This is a genomic window from Pseudomonas benzenivorans (assembly GCF_033547155.1).
Lineage (GTDB): Bacteria > Pseudomonadota > Gammaproteobacteria > Pseudomonadales > Pseudomonadaceae > Aquipseudomonas > Aquipseudomonas benzenivorans_B.
In genome coordinates, this window is record NZ_CP137892.1 from 1,061,512 (window position 1) to 1,074,802 (window position 13,291).

The 13,291-nt window shown below is 67.5% G+C and carries 17 protein-coding genes; 7 read left to right on the plus strand and 10 right to left on the minus strand.

The genetic code is table 11. From position 1 onward, the window contains the following. The first annotated feature begins 59 nt into the window (after positions 1 to 59). Together SBP02_RS04945 and SBP02_RS04950 are read left to right on the plus strand one after the other, a co-directional pair. Complete coding sequence (locus SBP02_RS04945; RefSeq protein ID WP_318645284.1) at positions 60 to 1,019, plus strand: SCO family protein; 960 nt, start codon at positions 60 to 62, stop codon at positions 1,017 to 1,019. A 10-nt stretch (positions 1,020 to 1,029) separates the two neighbouring features. Further along, positions 1,030 to 1,542: a hypothetical protein gene (locus SBP02_RS04950; protein WP_318645285.1), complete on the plus strand. Its 513-nt coding sequence runs from the start codon at positions 1,030 to 1,032 to the stop codon at positions 1,540 to 1,542. 119 nt (positions 1,543 to 1,661) lie between these two features. Here the strand turns inward: SBP02_RS04950 and cysZ are convergent, their stop codons facing one another. Beyond that, a complete protein-coding gene (cysZ, locus tag SBP02_RS04955; protein WP_318645286.1) occupies positions 1,662 to 2,390 on the minus strand; it encodes a sulfate transporter CysZ in 729 nt (242 codons plus the stop codon). Between the two features lie 250 nt (positions 2,391 to 2,640). Here cysZ and trxB point away from each other — a divergent pair, with 250 nt between their 5' ends. Beyond that, on the plus strand, positions 2,641 to 3,588 hold the full coding sequence (gene trxB / locus SBP02_RS04960; RefSeq protein WP_318645287.1) for a thioredoxin-disulfide reductase: 948 nt from the start codon (positions 2,641 to 2,643) through the stop codon (positions 3,586 to 3,588). 80 nt (positions 3,589 to 3,668) lie between these two features. Here the strand turns inward: trxB and SBP02_RS04965 are convergent, their stop codons facing one another. The 5 genes from SBP02_RS04965 to folM form a co-directional block, all read right to left on the minus strand. Further along, positions 3,669 to 4,010 (minus strand): HopJ type III effector protein, encoded by a 342-nt coding sequence (locus SBP02_RS04965; RefSeq protein ID WP_318645288.1) that lies wholly within the window; start codon positions 4,008 to 4,010, stop codon positions 3,669 to 3,671. Further along, on the minus strand, positions 4,007 to 4,300 hold the full coding sequence (locus SBP02_RS04970) for a DUF1244 domain-containing protein (protein WP_318645289.1): 294 nt from the start codon (positions 4,298 to 4,300) through the stop codon (positions 4,007 to 4,009). The genes SBP02_RS04965 and SBP02_RS04970 overlap by 4 nt, the downstream gene beginning before the upstream one ends. A gap of 108 nt (positions 4,301 to 4,408) precedes the next feature. Next, positions 4,409 to 4,780 (minus strand): dihydroneopterin triphosphate 2'-epimerase, encoded by a 372-nt coding sequence (gene folX, locus SBP02_RS04975; protein ID WP_318645290.1) that lies wholly within the window; start codon positions 4,778 to 4,780, stop codon positions 4,409 to 4,411. Positions 4,781 to 4,782: 2 nt separating this feature from the next. Beyond that, positions 4,783 to 5,331: a GTP cyclohydrolase I FolE gene (gene folE / locus SBP02_RS04980; RefSeq protein ID WP_404824383.1), complete on the minus strand. Its 549-nt coding sequence runs from the start codon at positions 5,329 to 5,331 to the stop codon at positions 4,783 to 4,785. 34 nt (positions 5,332 to 5,365) lie between these two features. Next, the gene (gene folM / locus SBP02_RS04985; RefSeq protein ID WP_318645292.1) at positions 5,366 to 6,076 is read right to left on the minus strand and encodes a dihydromonapterin reductase; all 711 of its coding nucleotides are present in this window, start codon (positions 6,074 to 6,076) and stop codon (positions 5,366 to 5,368) included. A gap of 420 nt (positions 6,077 to 6,496) precedes the next feature. Between folM and SBP02_RS04990 the strand changes: the two genes are divergently transcribed. Further along, on the plus strand, positions 6,497 to 7,447 hold the full coding sequence (locus SBP02_RS04990) for a MerR family transcriptional regulator (RefSeq protein WP_318645293.1): 951 nt from the start codon (positions 6,497 to 6,499) through the stop codon (positions 7,445 to 7,447). A gap of 58 nt (positions 7,448 to 7,505) precedes the next feature. Here SBP02_RS04990 and SBP02_RS04995 read toward each other — a convergent pair whose 3' ends face one another. Together SBP02_RS04995 and SBP02_RS05000 are read right to left on the minus strand one after the other, a co-directional pair. Next, a complete protein-coding gene (locus SBP02_RS04995) occupies positions 7,506 to 8,114 on the minus strand; it encodes a hypothetical protein (RefSeq protein WP_318645294.1) in 609 nt (202 codons plus the stop codon). A gap of 56 nt (positions 8,115 to 8,170) precedes the next feature. Then, positions 8,171 to 8,623: a PAS domain-containing protein gene (locus tag SBP02_RS05000; protein ID WP_318645295.1), complete on the minus strand. Its 453-nt coding sequence runs from the start codon at positions 8,621 to 8,623 to the stop codon at positions 8,171 to 8,173. A gap of 103 nt (positions 8,624 to 8,726) precedes the next feature. Between SBP02_RS05000 and SBP02_RS05005 the strand changes: the two genes are divergently transcribed. From SBP02_RS05005 to SBP02_RS05015, 3 genes are all read left to right on the plus strand, one after another. Continuing rightward, positions 8,727 to 9,182 (plus strand): flavodoxin, encoded by a 456-nt coding sequence (locus SBP02_RS05005; RefSeq protein WP_318645296.1) that lies wholly within the window; start codon positions 8,727 to 8,729, stop codon positions 9,180 to 9,182. 136 nt (positions 9,183 to 9,318) lie between these two features. Continuing rightward, positions 9,319 to 10,101: a class II aldolase/adducin family protein gene (locus SBP02_RS05010; protein WP_318645297.1), complete on the plus strand. Its 783-nt coding sequence runs from the start codon at positions 9,319 to 9,321 to the stop codon at positions 10,099 to 10,101. Between the two features lie 277 nt (positions 10,102 to 10,378). Beyond that, on the plus strand, positions 10,379 to 11,290 hold the full coding sequence (locus SBP02_RS05015; protein ID WP_318645298.1) for an SDR family oxidoreductase: 912 nt from the start codon (positions 10,379 to 10,381) through the stop codon (positions 11,288 to 11,290). A 54-nt stretch (positions 11,291 to 11,344) separates the two neighbouring features. Here SBP02_RS05015 and SBP02_RS05020 read toward each other — a convergent pair whose 3' ends face one another. Both SBP02_RS05020 and SBP02_RS05025 read right to left on the minus strand, forming a co-directional pair. Next, positions 11,345 to 12,883, minus strand: coding sequence for a sigma-54-dependent transcriptional regulator (locus SBP02_RS05020; protein ID WP_318645299.1), 1,539 nt, complete (start codon positions 12,881 to 12,883; stop codon positions 11,345 to 11,347). 72 nt (positions 12,884 to 12,955) lie between these two features. Next, a complete protein-coding gene (locus tag SBP02_RS05025) occupies positions 12,956 to 13,267 on the minus strand; it encodes an I78 family peptidase inhibitor (RefSeq protein ID WP_318645300.1) in 312 nt (103 codons plus the stop codon). Positions 13,268 to 13,291 lie beyond the last annotated feature (24 nt).

Sequence of the window (13,291 nt, forward strand, 5' to 3'; positions counted from 1 at the left end):
CGCAGGGGCGCCAGGCGAGGTGTCAGATGATAGGCAAAGGCGTAGCCCCCCGGCAGCGGATGCCTTGGGTCTGGTTGATCGCCGCCGCGGCGCTGCTCGCCGTCACGGCGCTGTCCTACGGCCGCCCCGCCGCCGCGGAGCGCTGGGGCGCCGATTACTTCCCCAACGTGCCGCTGGTCACCCAGGACGGCAAGCGCGTGCGCCTCTATGACGACCTGCTCAAGGGCAAGGCGGTGGTGATCAACGTGATCTACACCCACTGCCAGGACAAATGCCCGCTCGGCACCGCCAAGCTGGCCCAGGTGCAGCGCCTGCTTGGCGACAAGGTGGGGAGAGAGATCTTCTTCTACTCGCTCAGCATCGACCCCGAGCGCGACAGCCCCGCGGTGCTCAAGGCCTACGCCGAGCGCTTCCGGGTCGGCCCCGGCTGGCTGTTCCTTACCGGCGAGCCAGCGGACATCGCCCTGGTGCAGAAGAAGCTGGGGCTCTGGTCGCGCACCGACGCCGCCGACCCGGATGGCCACCTGACCGGCCTGATGATCGGCAACGAGCCGAGCGGCCAGTGGATGCGCCAGTCCGGGCTGGACAACCCGCAGTTCCTCGCCACGCGGCTGAGCAGCTTCCTCCTCGGCTGGCAGCGGCAAACCGCGGCGGCCGAGCCCGGCTATGACGCCGCCGCACCGATCGACGGGCTGGATGCCGGCGGCTACCTGTTCCGTACCCGCTGCGCCGCCTGTCACACCATAGGCGGCGGCGACGCCCTGGGGCCGGACCTGCTGGGCGTCACCGCGCGCCGCGAACGGGCCTGGCTGCAGCGCTTCATCCAGGCGCCGGACCAGCTGCTGGCGCAGCGCGACCCGATCGCCGTGGAGCTGTTCGCCCGCTTCAACCAGGTGCGCATGCCCAACCTCTGGCTGGGCGACGGCGATGTGGAGGCGCTGCTCCAGTTCCTCGAAGCCCAGGGTGCTGCGCGCGCCGGAGCACCCGCCGGGAATTCACCAGTGCTCCGCCAGGAGTAAGGAGGCCGAGATGAACATCCGTCGTGTCAGACTCACAGTTCCCCTGCTCGCCCTAGCCGGGGCGGCCGCCGGCCTGCTCTCTCGCTCCGCCGGCGCCGCGCCCTCGCAGCCACAGCCGCAGTCGTTCGCGCGGCGGGAAAGCCTGCTGGTCGTGCCCATCGCCGGCAGCCTCGACGGCGAGCCGGAGGACATCGAGCTCCAGGGCCGGGCGAAGATCAGGAGCACCGCCTTCACCGATGCCGACCTGGGCGAACCGCCCGGGGTGCTGCTGGCCATCGACTTTCTCAACGTCATCGGCGTCGGCGAATCGACCGGCACGCGCTACTTCGTCCACGGCGAACACACCGTGGTGCGCCGGCTGCGCGAGAGCGACCGGGTGGAGCTGAGCTTCCCCATCAGCCCGGTGGGTGCCAGGGAAACCGCGGCGACGCGCGCGGTGCGGGCCGCCTTCGAACTGAGCTTCGATCTCGACAACGGGAAATTGCAGGCGGCCACGGCTAGGTTCTCCAGCCCCGAGAGTTAGGTGCACCAGCCGGACACTCAGCAGTTGTGCCACAAACAGTCAGCGGAGCCTTGCTGCTGTGCGCAGTGGCAGGCGCTACGCAGCAGGGGGGGGCGCTGGTGACTCGGCGCACAGGTCGATCAGCCGCGCTCGCGCACCCAGAACAGCGTGGCGCCGGCCACCGCCGCCGGCATCATCAGGATGTTCAGCCCCGGTACCAGCAGTGCGGCGTAGGTGATGCCGCCGAAGCCCAGGCTCTGCCAGCGCTTCTCGCGCAGCCAGGCGAGCATGTCCTGCCAGCTCATCTTGTTGTTGTCCGCCGGGTAGTCGATATATTGGATGGCCATCATCCACACGCCGAACAGCAGCCACAGCGGAGCGGCCACCAGGTTGACCACCGGGATGAAGGTGAGGATCAGCAGGCCGATGGCCCGCGGCAGGAAGTAGGCCAGCTTGCGCGCCTCGCGGCCGAGGGTGCGCGGCACCATGGCCAGCAGTTCGGCCCAGCTGAAGGGCGGGAAGTTGTCCTGGCCGCGCACCACCACCTCGACCTTCTCGGCGAGGAAGCCGTTGAACGGCGCGGCGATCACATTGGCCAGCATGGTGAAGCTGAAGAACACCATCAGCAGCACCAGCACCACGAACAGCGGCCAGAGCAGGTATTCGAGGAAGCTCAACCAGTCCGGCAGGTTCGGCATGAAGGTGTCGACCCAGCCGCCGAACTGCTGCACGGCGAAACCGACCAGGGCGGCGAACAGCAGCAGGTTGATCGTCAGGGGCAACAGCACGAACAGTCGCAGGCCGGGGCTGAGCACCAGTTTCAGGCCTTCGCCGAGGTACTGCGGGCCGGATAGCACGGGAGCAGGCATGGGATTCTCCGCCAGGTGAAAGTCGCGCCGACCTTACCGGCTTTGCCGGGCAGGGGAAAGCCGGGGGCCCGGTCTTTATTGCCGCTCTCTATCCGGGGCATTGGCAAAGTGCATTTCCCAGGCCTGCTTGGCTTGGGTAGCCTGCGCGGCAGTTCCCCTTTGTCGGGCTAGCGCCTCTATCCAGCCTTCCCCAAGTGCTCGGCTAGCCCCTTTTTATTCGCACCGGCCCTGTGGCCGGCAGGAGTCCGCCATGTCTGCAGCACGTCACGCCCGGGTGATCATCCTCGGCTCCGGTCCGGCCGGTTACAGCGCCGCCGTCTATGCCGCGCGCGCCAACCTCAAGCCGCTGCTGATCACCGGCCTGCAGGCCGGCGGCCAGCTGACCACCACCACCGAGGTCGACAACTGGCCGGGGGACGTGCATGGCCTCACCGGTCCGGCGCTGATGCAGCGCATGCAGGAGCACGCCGAGCGCTTCGAGACCGAGATCGTCTACGACCATATCAACGCGGTGGACCTGGCCGGCAAGCCCTTCACCCTGGTCGGCGACAACGCCAGCTACAGCTGCGACGCGCTGATCATCGCCACCGGCGCCAGCGCCCGCTACCTGGGTCTGCCGAGCGAGGAGGCCTTCATGGGCAAGGGTGTGTCGGCCTGCGCCACCTGCGACGGCTTCTTCTACCGCAACCGCGAGGTGGCGGTGGTCGGTGGCGGCAACACCGCGGTGGAGGAGGCTTTGTACCTGGCCAACATCGCCAGCAAGGTGACCCTGGTGCACCGCCGCGAGACCTTCCGCGCCGAGAAGATCCTGCAGGACAAGCTCAAGGCGCGGATTGCCGAGGGCAAGATCGAGCTGAGGCTCAACGCCGAGGTCGACGAGGTGCTGGGCGACAACCTGGGCGTCACCGGCGTGCGTCTTAAGCACGCCGACGGCGCCAGTAGCGAGCTGAAGGTCGACGGCCTGTTCGTCGCCATCGGCCACACGCCCAACACCTCGCTGTTCGACGGCCAGCTGGCGCTGAAGGACGGCTACCTGGTGGTGGGCGGCGGGCGCGACGGCAATGCCACCGCGACCAATGTGCCCGGCGTGTTCGCCGCCGGCGACGTGGCTGACCAGGTCTACCGCCAGGCCATCACCTCGGCCGGCGCCGGCTGCATGGCGGCCCTGGATGTCGAGCGCTTCCTCGACGGCCAGTGAGGCGAGCGTGACGAAAAAGCCCCGCATATGGCGGGGCTTTTTTCTGCGCGTTTTCTGCGCGTAGGAGCTGGTCCGGGGGCTCAGTCCTTGCGCCGGAGGGGCTCACGCTCGAAACGCACGCCGGCCAGGCCGCTGTCCATCAGCGCGCGGATATTGCCGTGGTCGTTGCCGTCCGGGGTGGCCAGCACGCTGCGATAGTGCTCGCCGAAGCACAGCAGGGTCTCTTCCAGGCTCAGGCCTTCGAGCAGGGCCAGGCCCAGGGTCTTGCACGAGCCCTCGTTCTGCCCCGCGGCGTTCTCCAGTGTGCCGTTACGGAAGACACTGGGCTGGTAGTGGTAGTGCGCCTCGATGAAGGCCAGGGTCTCGGCGAAGGCGAAGTGTTCGCCGCGCAGACGGGCGCGGAAGTCGTTCAGCGCGCTCATTTCTGCTTGCCCTTGTCGAAGGCCGCCTGCTGCTCGGCGCTGGCTTCCTTCTGGTGCTTGGCCTTCCACTCGGCATAGGGCATGCCGTAGATCTCTTCGCGGGCCTGGTCCGGACTGAGCGGCAGGCCGAGGTCGTCGGCGGCGGCCTTGTACCACTTGGACAGGCAGTTGCGGCAGAAGCCGGCCAGGTTCATCAGGTCGATGTTCTGCACGTCTGGGCGGCTGCGCAGGTGCTGGACCAGGCTGCGGAAGGCCGCAGCCTCGAGTTCGAGGCGTTCTTGTTCGGTCATGGCAATGCTCTCGGGGACTGGCTGGAGAGGGACGTCGCCGATGATAAGAGTCCACCGGCCGCCCGGCAATGGCCCGCTTGCGTGCAAGGCCGGGCGGTCTGCCGGGCCTCAGCGGTGCCCGGCCAGGGTGATCGACACCGACTCGGCGAAGCGCAGGGCGTGGGGCTTGTCGACCTCCACCTCGGCATAGCGCACGGCGGCGTGTTCCATCACCAGGTCGAGAATCTCCTGGGTCAGGCGTTCGAGCAGGGCGAAGCGGTTGCCCTCGACGTGCTGGATGATCGCCTTGGTGATGGTGCGGTAGTTCAGCGCGTGGTCGATGTCGTTGCCCTGCACCGCATCCACCGCCGGGTAGAGGATGGTCAGGTTGATCAGCACGTCCTGCTTGTTGTTGATCTCCTCCTCCTTGATGCCGATATAGGTGCGCAGGCGCAGGTCCTTGACCCGAATGCGCGCCATTCCCGGTTCCAGTCGCGGCATGGTCATTTGCTCCGTCCAATCAGTTGCAGGAATTCCTGGCGGGTGTTGCTCGAGTCGCGGAAGGCGCCGAGCATCACCGAGGTACTCATCAGCGAGTTCTGCTTCTCCACTCCGCGCATCATCATGCACATGTGCTGGGCTTCGATCACCACCGCCACGCCGGCGGCATTGGTGACCTGCTGCACCGCCTCGGCGATCTGCCGGGTGAGGTTCTCCTGGATCTGCAGGCGGCGGGCGAACATGTCGACGATTCGCGCCACCTTGGACAGGCCCAGCACCTTGCCGGTGGGGATGTAGGCGACATGGGCCTTGCCGATGAACGGCAGCAGGTGGTGCTCGCACAGCGAATACAGCTCGACGTCCCTGACCATCACCATCTCGTCGTTGTCGGAGGCGAACAGGGCGCCGTTGACCACCTCCTCGAGGCAGGTCTGGTAGCCGTGACAGAGGTACTGCATGGCCTTGGCCGCGCGTTTGGGCGTGTCCAGCAGGCCTTCGCGGTCGGGGTTCTCGCCGACACCGATGAGGATCTCGCGGTAGTGATCGGGCATTTCTCGCTTCATCGTAGGGTCCTCGCGGCGCGTCTCACTTGAGGTGGCGGCCGCCGTTGACGGTGAGGGTGGTGCCGGTCACGTAGGGGTTGTCCAGCAGGTAACGCAGGCTCTGATAGATCACCTGCGGTCCGGGTTCGATGCCCAGGGCGGATTTTGCCAGGGTCTTGGCGCGATACTCGGCGTCGTCCTCGGGGTTGAACAGGATCAGCGCCGGGGCGATGCCGTTGACCTTGATCGCCGGGGCGAACTGGGCGGCGAAGGACAGGGTCAGGCTGTCCAGCCCGGCCTTGCTGGCGCAGTAGGCCGGGCGCTTGGCGCTGCCCTTGCGCGCCACATCGTCGCTGATGTGGACGATGTCCGCCGGCGTCGAGCGGTGCAGCAGTTCGGCGCAGTGCAGGTTGATCAGGTAGGGCGCCAGCATGTGTACGCTGAACATCTTCTGGAATACCGCGGCTTCCTGTCCCGGGGGGGCGCTCAGCCAGGCCGAGGCATTGTGCACGATGGCGCGCAGGCTGTCGGTGTGCTGTTTCAGCCGCTCGATGAAGGCGAGGATGCCGGCCTCGTCGGCGAAGTCCGCCGCTAGCGTCAGGGCACCGCGGGCGCGCAGGCGCTGCAGGCTCTCCCGTTCGCTGCGGTAGCTGACGATCACGGCGTGGCCCTCGTCGAGCAGGCGCTCGGCGCAGTAGAGGCCGACACGTTGGCTGGCGCCGGTGATCAGAATGGGGGCTTGACTCGGGCTCATGCTCGGCTCGGGCTGGTGACGGGGCCTGGGCACCTGGGCGATGGAGGCGTGCGTCGACTGAATCTGAAACGAAGTTATACCAGTGGCCGGTTTTGTACAAGCCTGGCGGATGGCTTGTGCTGGGCGTTATGGCCTGAGGATTGGCTATTTCATTGAGGGGCGTGACATTTTTGGTGAGCCCTGAGTCGCGAGTACTTGTCCTTATGTTGTACTAAATGCTCTTTGTGTATAGGTTTTTGGGCCGTGGAGTGCGCCTGCTGCCCTGGCCGATGCTCGGCCGGCTCTCCGGCTCGCGAGGGCCGGTGTCGAATGGCGTGGGCTCATCCTGACCCGCGTCCCGGTTCTGTATAGATTTTGTCCAGGGTTGCGTGCCGGGAGCTGGGTTACAATGCAGGCAATCCTTTCGTCGCGATAGCTCTTATGTCCGATCTCGCCGGTGCTCCGTCCCTCGCGTCCAGTGGCCTCAAGCAGGAAGAGTTGTTCCCCATTCGCGAAGTCGCGCGCCTGACCGGGGTCAACCCGGTGACGTTGCGCGCCTGGGAGCGGCGCTACGGCTTGATCCAGCCGACCCGCACCGAGAGCGGTCATCGCCTGTATTCGCAGGCGGATATCGAGTCGGTGCGCAGCATCCTGGCATGGATCGAACGCGGCGTGGCGGTCAGCAAGGTCGGCAAGATACTCGCCAAGAGCGGCGCGTCGAAGGCCGCCGCGCCGGACTACCCGCAGGCCGGCTCGGGGGAATGGGCGGACTGGCAGGTGCAGTTGCGCCGGGCGGTCGCCGCCTTCGACGAGCCCGGCCTCGATCGCCTGTATGGCCAGGTGTTTTCCTGCTATCCGCCGCCTGTGGTGTTCCAGGACGTGCTGCTGCCGCTGTGGCAGGAGCTGTTGATCCGCCAGGACGATTACGGCCAGACCAGCGAGTGGTTGTTCCTCGACACCTTCCTGCGCGGCCGCGTCCTGCAGCGCCTGCAGAACCTTCGTTGCCAGGCCGGGGAGCGGGTGCTGCTGGCGGCGTTGCCCGGTCACTGCCGGGAGCTCGAGCTGCTGGTGGCCGGCCTGCTGCTGAGCGGCCCGGAGGTGGCGGTGAGCGTGCTGGGGTTGGGGCAGCCGCTGGAGGAGCTGACACTGGTCTGCGACAAGATGCAGCCGCAGGCGCTGGTGCTGTTCAGCAACCAGCCGCCGAGCAGCGACCTGCCGCGTCAGCTGTCGCGCCTGGCCTTGGCGCTGGATTGTCCGTTGCTGTTGGCCGGCGATGGCGCGGACCTGGCCGAAGAGAGCCTGCGCGGCTCGCCGGTCGCCTGCCTGGGCAACGAGGGGCGCCTGATGCAGCGGCGTCTGCAGCAGTTCCTCGCCGGTCACCTGGATACCTGAAGCCGGGGCGTCATCCGCGCCCTATGCCGCCGGCGTGCTCGCTCGGGCGAGTGCTCGACTAGCTGCGATGGGCATCCGGGTAGAGCGTGCGATGCTGGTTGTAGATGAACTGCAGCAGGCGATCGCTGCCGCGTTGGTCCAAGGCCTCGAGCCGGTAGGCCAGCAGGCCGTCGCCCGTGCGGCGCACCCGCACGCCCTGGATGGCGATCGGCTTGTGTCCGGCCAGCGGCAGGATCAGGCTGAAGTGGCTGGGCGCCTTGTGCTTGCCACGATAGTCGATCAGCAGCCCATTCATCGACAGTTCGTGGACCCATAGCTCGCTGCTTTTGCCGTTGCGATGGCGCAGCGCCACGGCGGGCTCCAGGGGCAGGCGCCAGGCTCGGCTGGCCGGACCCTCGTCGAAGATCTGCGGGGTGCCGAGTTCCAGGTGTTGTTCGTGGTGGTCGTTCTCGCTCAACTGCGCGGTGAAGGTCAGGCGCTGGTTGGCGAAGTACGCCTCGATGGTCAGCGGCTGGTTGGCGGCGCAGTTGGCCAGTAACGCCATGAGCTGCTCGCCGGCGTCGACCTGCAGGTTGGGCGTGTTCTTGCGCTTGGCCGTTGTCGGCTGGAGTTGCAGTTGCTGGATGAAGTCCCTTTCTGCCTTGGTCAGCAGAGGTTGGTTTTGCATGGAGGCTTACTACGCAAAGGGTCTAGACCTCCTCTGACAATGAAATTCGCCTTTTGTTACGGCTGTGCCCGCAACAGTGCCAGTTCGGCCTGCAGGCCGGCCAGCTGCACCTCCAGTTGCTCGACGCGCTGTTGCGCCTGGACCTGCTCGGTGACGTCCTTCTGGATGCCGATGTAATAGGTCAGCTGGTCGGCGTCGTTGAATAGCGGGGTGATCGACAGCTCGTTCCAGAACAGGCTGCCATCCTTGCGGTAGTTGCGGATGATCTGGCGGCAGGGGCGGCGGTCCTTGACCGCCTGGCGGATGATGGCCAGGCCGGGTTGCTCGCGGTCGTCGCCCTGGAGGAAACGGCAGTCCCGGTAGAGAATCTCATCGTTGCAGTAGCCGGTGAGCCGTTCGAAGGCGGGGTTGGCGTAGATGAGGATGTGGTCGTCGCCTTCCTGCTCGGCCACCACTATGCCGTCGTTCGAGGCGTCGATCACTAGTTGCAGCAGTTGGGCGTTGATCATGGGGCGTATTCCAGAAGCTGATCGTTGCATTCTAAAACATCCGGATGGGCTGTCCACTTGCGGCATAATGCCCGGCGATTTCCGCCTGTTATGGAGCTGTTCTATGAAAGTCGCCATCCTGTCCGGGTCGGTTTACGGCACCGCCGAGGAAGTCGCCCGGCACGCCGAGCGCCTGTTGCAGGCCGCCGGCCTGGAAGCCTGGCATGACCCGCGCGCGAGCCTGGCCGACGTCCAGGCGTTCGCCCCCCAGGCCTTTCTGGTGGTGACCTCCACCACCGGCATGGGCGAGCTGCCGGACAACCTGCAGCCGCTGTATTTCGCCATTCGCGACCACCTGCCGGCCTGGGGCGGGCTGCCCGGCGGGGTGATCGCCCTGGGCGACGCCAGTTACGGCGACACCTTCTGCGGCGGCGGCGAACTGGTGCGCGAGCTCTATGCCGAGCTGGGCATTCGCGAGGTCAGCGAGATGCTGCGCCTGGATGCCAGTGAGAGCGTCACCCCGGAGAGCGACGCCGAGCCCTGGCTGGCCGACTTCTGCGCCGCGCTGCAGCGCGCCTGAGCCCGTGGCCGGCCGAGTCGCGCTGGCCGCCTTGACCCGCAGGGCCACTCAGCTGGCTGGCAGGGCGACTCCCCGCCGCCGCAGGCCTCGCTAGACTCCCAGGCAGTCCATCCGAATGACTGCCAAGGAGCTCGCCATGACCGCTGCCCAAGCCCTGCCCGCCGTGAACCTCAAGGAGCGGGTGTCTGCCGCCGAATGGCAGACCCGCGTCGACCTGGCCGCCTGCTACCGGCTGATCGCCCTGTATGGCTGGGACGATCTGATCTTCACCCATATCTCGGCCAAGGTGCCGGGCGCCGACGAGTTCCTGATCAACCCCTACGGCCTGATGTTCCACGAGATCACCGCATCCAACTTGGTGAAGATCGACCTGGCCGGCAACAAGCTGATGGACAGCCCCTTCGACATCAACCCGGCCGGCTACACCATCCACAGCGCGGTGCATGAGGTGCGCCACGAGGTCGCCTGCGTGCTGCATATCCATACCGCCGCCGGTATTGCCGTGTCGGCGCAGAAGCGGGGCCTGCTGCCGCTGTCGCAGCAGTCGCTGTTCGTGTTGTCGAGCCTGGCCTACCACGGCTATGAAGGTGTGGCCTTGCACCACGAGGAGAAGGCCCGGCTGCAGGCCGATCTGGGCGACAAGCACTTCATGATCCTGCCCAACCACGGCCTGCTCACCGCCGCCGGCAGCATCGCCGATGCCTTCCTGATGATGTTCACCCTGCAGCGCGCCTGCGAGATCCAGGTCATGGCGCAGAGCGGCGGCGCCGAGCTGATCCACATCCCCCAGCAGATTCTCGACGGCGCCCAGGCGATGGTCGCCGGGGTGATGAAGTCGCCCCAGGGCATGGGCGGCGCGCTGCCCTGGCCGGCGTTGCTGCGCAAGTTGGATGCACAGCTGCCGGGCTACGCCGAGTGACTGCGCTACCGGGCATCGCCCAGAACGACTGGGGTGCGCGGGCGCGGAGCTTCGCCTTTCGCGGCCACGTCATGCGTTACTGGGCGGCGGGTGCCCAGGATGCCGCGCCGCCAGCGACGCCCAGGCTTGAGCGCTGGGGAGGGGCGCGCCCCGGGTGCCGGAGTGCGACTATCCCGGCCCCTTATCGCGCACCATTCACCCCGGATCGTCTTGGTTGTGACCGGCAAGCGCCTGCATGACACTCCAGGCATCGCACAACTGCCGAGGAGTTCCTGTCATGCCTGAAGCCGTTCGATTCGCAGACCGGGTCGTCATAGTCACCGGCGCCGGCGGGGGGCTGGGGCGTGCCCATGCCCTGCTGTTCGCCAAGCATGGCGCCCGCGTGGTGGTCAACGACCTCGGCGGCAGCACCCATGGCGAGGGCGCCAATGCCTCGGCGGCGGACCGGGTGGTCGAGGAGATCCGCGCCGCCGGCGGCACGGCGGTGGCCAACCACGACTCGGTGACCGATGGCGAGAAGATCGTCCAGCACGCCCTGGACGCCTTCGGCCGCATCGACGTGCTGGTCAACAACGCCGGCATCCTGCGCGACAAGAGCTTCCACAAGATGGAGGACGCCGACTGGGACCTGGTCTACAAGGTCCACGTCGAGGGCGCCTACAAGGTCACCCGCGCCGCCTGGCCGCACCTGCGCGAGCAGGGCTACGGGCGGGTGGTCTTCACCGCCTCGACCTCGGGCATCTACGGCAACTTCGGCCAGTCCAACTACGGCATGGCCAAGCTCGGCCTGTACGGCCTGACCCGCACCCTGGCCATCGAGGGGCGCAAGAGCAATATCCTGGTCAACGCCATCGCCCCCACCGGCGGCACGCGCATGACCGAGGGGCTGATCCCGCCACAGGTGTTCGAGCAGCTCAAACCCGAGCTGGTCAGCCCGCTGGTGGTCTACCTGGGCAGCGCCGCGTGCACGGACACCTCCGGGCTGTTCGAGGTGGGCGGCGGCTGGATCGGCAAGGTGCGTTGGGAGCGCAGCCTGGGCGTCGGCTTCGACCCGCGCGGCGGTTTCGGCCCCGATGATGTGGCCGCCCACTGGCAGCAGATCTGCGACTTCGAAGGGGCGGCGCACCCGGCCGACAACATCGAGGCGCTCAAGGAGATGATGGCCAACCTGCAGCGCTTCGCCCTCTAAACGGCACAAACGCCGGCCGCCTGGGGCGATCATGGGGGCGGCAACCGGGCGAGCCTAGCCCTTGCCCGGTATGCCGTACTTGCGCAGGCGCATGGCGATGGCGCTGTGCGAGGTCTGCAGGCGGGCGGCCAGTTGCCGGCTGGACGGGTGACTGGCGTAGAGCTTCTCGAGCAGGGCCTTCTCGAAGCCGGAGACCGCCGACTCCAGGCTGCCGATCTCGCCCTCGACTGCTTGCGGGGCCACGGCGGTGCCGGCGATGTCCAGATCGTCGATCTGCACCATGTTGCTCTCGCAGATGGCCGCGGCGCGGAAGATCACGTTCTGCAGCTGGCGCACGTTGCCCGGCCAGCGGTTGCCCAGCAGCGCCGGATAGGTGTCCGGTGCCAGGTGGCACTGCAGGCGCTGAATCTGCGTGCAGGCCTGGCGCATGAAGTGCCGCGCCAGCAGCAGGATGTCCTGGCCGCGCTCGCGCAACGGCGGCACCTCCAGGTTGAGCACGTTGAGGCGGTAGAACAGGTCCTCGCGGAAGCCGCCGTCGCTGACCATCTTCTCCAGGTCACGGTGGGTGGCGCTGAGGATGCGCACGTTCACCTTGACCTCGCGCTCGCCGCCGACCCGGCGGAAACTGCCGTCGCTGAGAAAGCGCAGCAGCTTGGCCTGCAGGTAGGGCGACATCTCGCCGATCTCGTCGAGGAACACCGTGCCATGGTTGGCCAGCTCCAGCAGGCCCGGCTTGCCGCCGCGCTGGGCGCCGGTGAAGGCACCGGGGGCATAGCCGAACAGTTCGCTCTCGGCCAGGTTTTCCGGCAGGGCCGCGCAGTTCAGCGCCAGGAAGGGGGCGTTGCGCCGCGCGCTGATGGCATGGCAACCGCGTGCCACCAGTTCCTTGCCGGTGCCGGTCTCGCCGTGGATCAGCAGCGGCGCGTCGAGGCTGGCGACGCGCAGGGCGCGAGTCTTCAGGGTGCGGATCGGCACCGACTCGCCGAGCAACGAATCGAAGCCCTCGACATGGTCGTGGTGCAGCGCCGCCAGGCGTTCGCCGATGCGGTTCGGCGCGTACAGGGTGAGCAGGCCGCCGGCCAGCTGGTGCAGGCCGGTGTCGCCGGTCTCGCTGATCGGCGTGGCATCGAGCAGCAAGGCCTGGCCGTTGAGGGTGACCTCGCGCAGCGGCAGGCGGAAGCGCTGCTCCAGCAGGGCGGATTGCAGGGCCGGATCGGCGAACAGCTCGCTCAGCGGCAGGCCCTCCGGCTCGCATCCGCACAGGTCGGCCAGGGCCGGGTTGGCCAGCAGCACGCGACCCTCGCCGTCGACCGCCAGCACCGGGTCGCTCATCGCCGCCAGCAGGGCATCGAGCTGCAGGCGCCGGCGCTGGCCGGGCAGGATATCGACCACGGTCACCGCCTGCACGCCATGGACCTTGAACAGCGCTTCGCGCAGCTCATCGAGCACCGCGGCGCTGAGGGTCGGCGCGTCGATATAGACGTTCGGCGGGACCATCTCCACCGCATCCAGGTTGAGGTTGCGCCCGCCGAGCAGGGCCAGGACTTCCTGGGTGATGCCGACGCGGTCGATAAAGGTGACGTGAATGCGCATAGGGGGGCTGGGCGGCTCGTAATGCGGGTGAAGCAGTATGCCCGGTCCGTGCGCCTTAGTTAACCGCGGCGCTCAACCGCAGCGGATGCGCTGAATCGTCTCGGCCTCGTCGATCTCGATGTTCAGGCGCTGCGGATCATGGTCTAGGGTCACCGCATCGCCGGGTGCCAGCACCCGCACGCGCCGCGCCCCGGTCTGGTCGCGGGCGCGCTCGACCCGTTCGGCGGTCGCCGGTTTGCCGAGCATGCCCGGCACCGCCTCGGCTCTGCAGGTGGTCGGGCCGTCGTTGCGAGCGGCGGTGCCCGGCGTGCCGGTCGAGCTGCAGGCACCGAGCAGAACGAGGGCGGCCAGGCAGGCGAGGGTGGGGGTGGGCTTGAACGACATGCGCGGGTCCTCCTTGTGGACGCC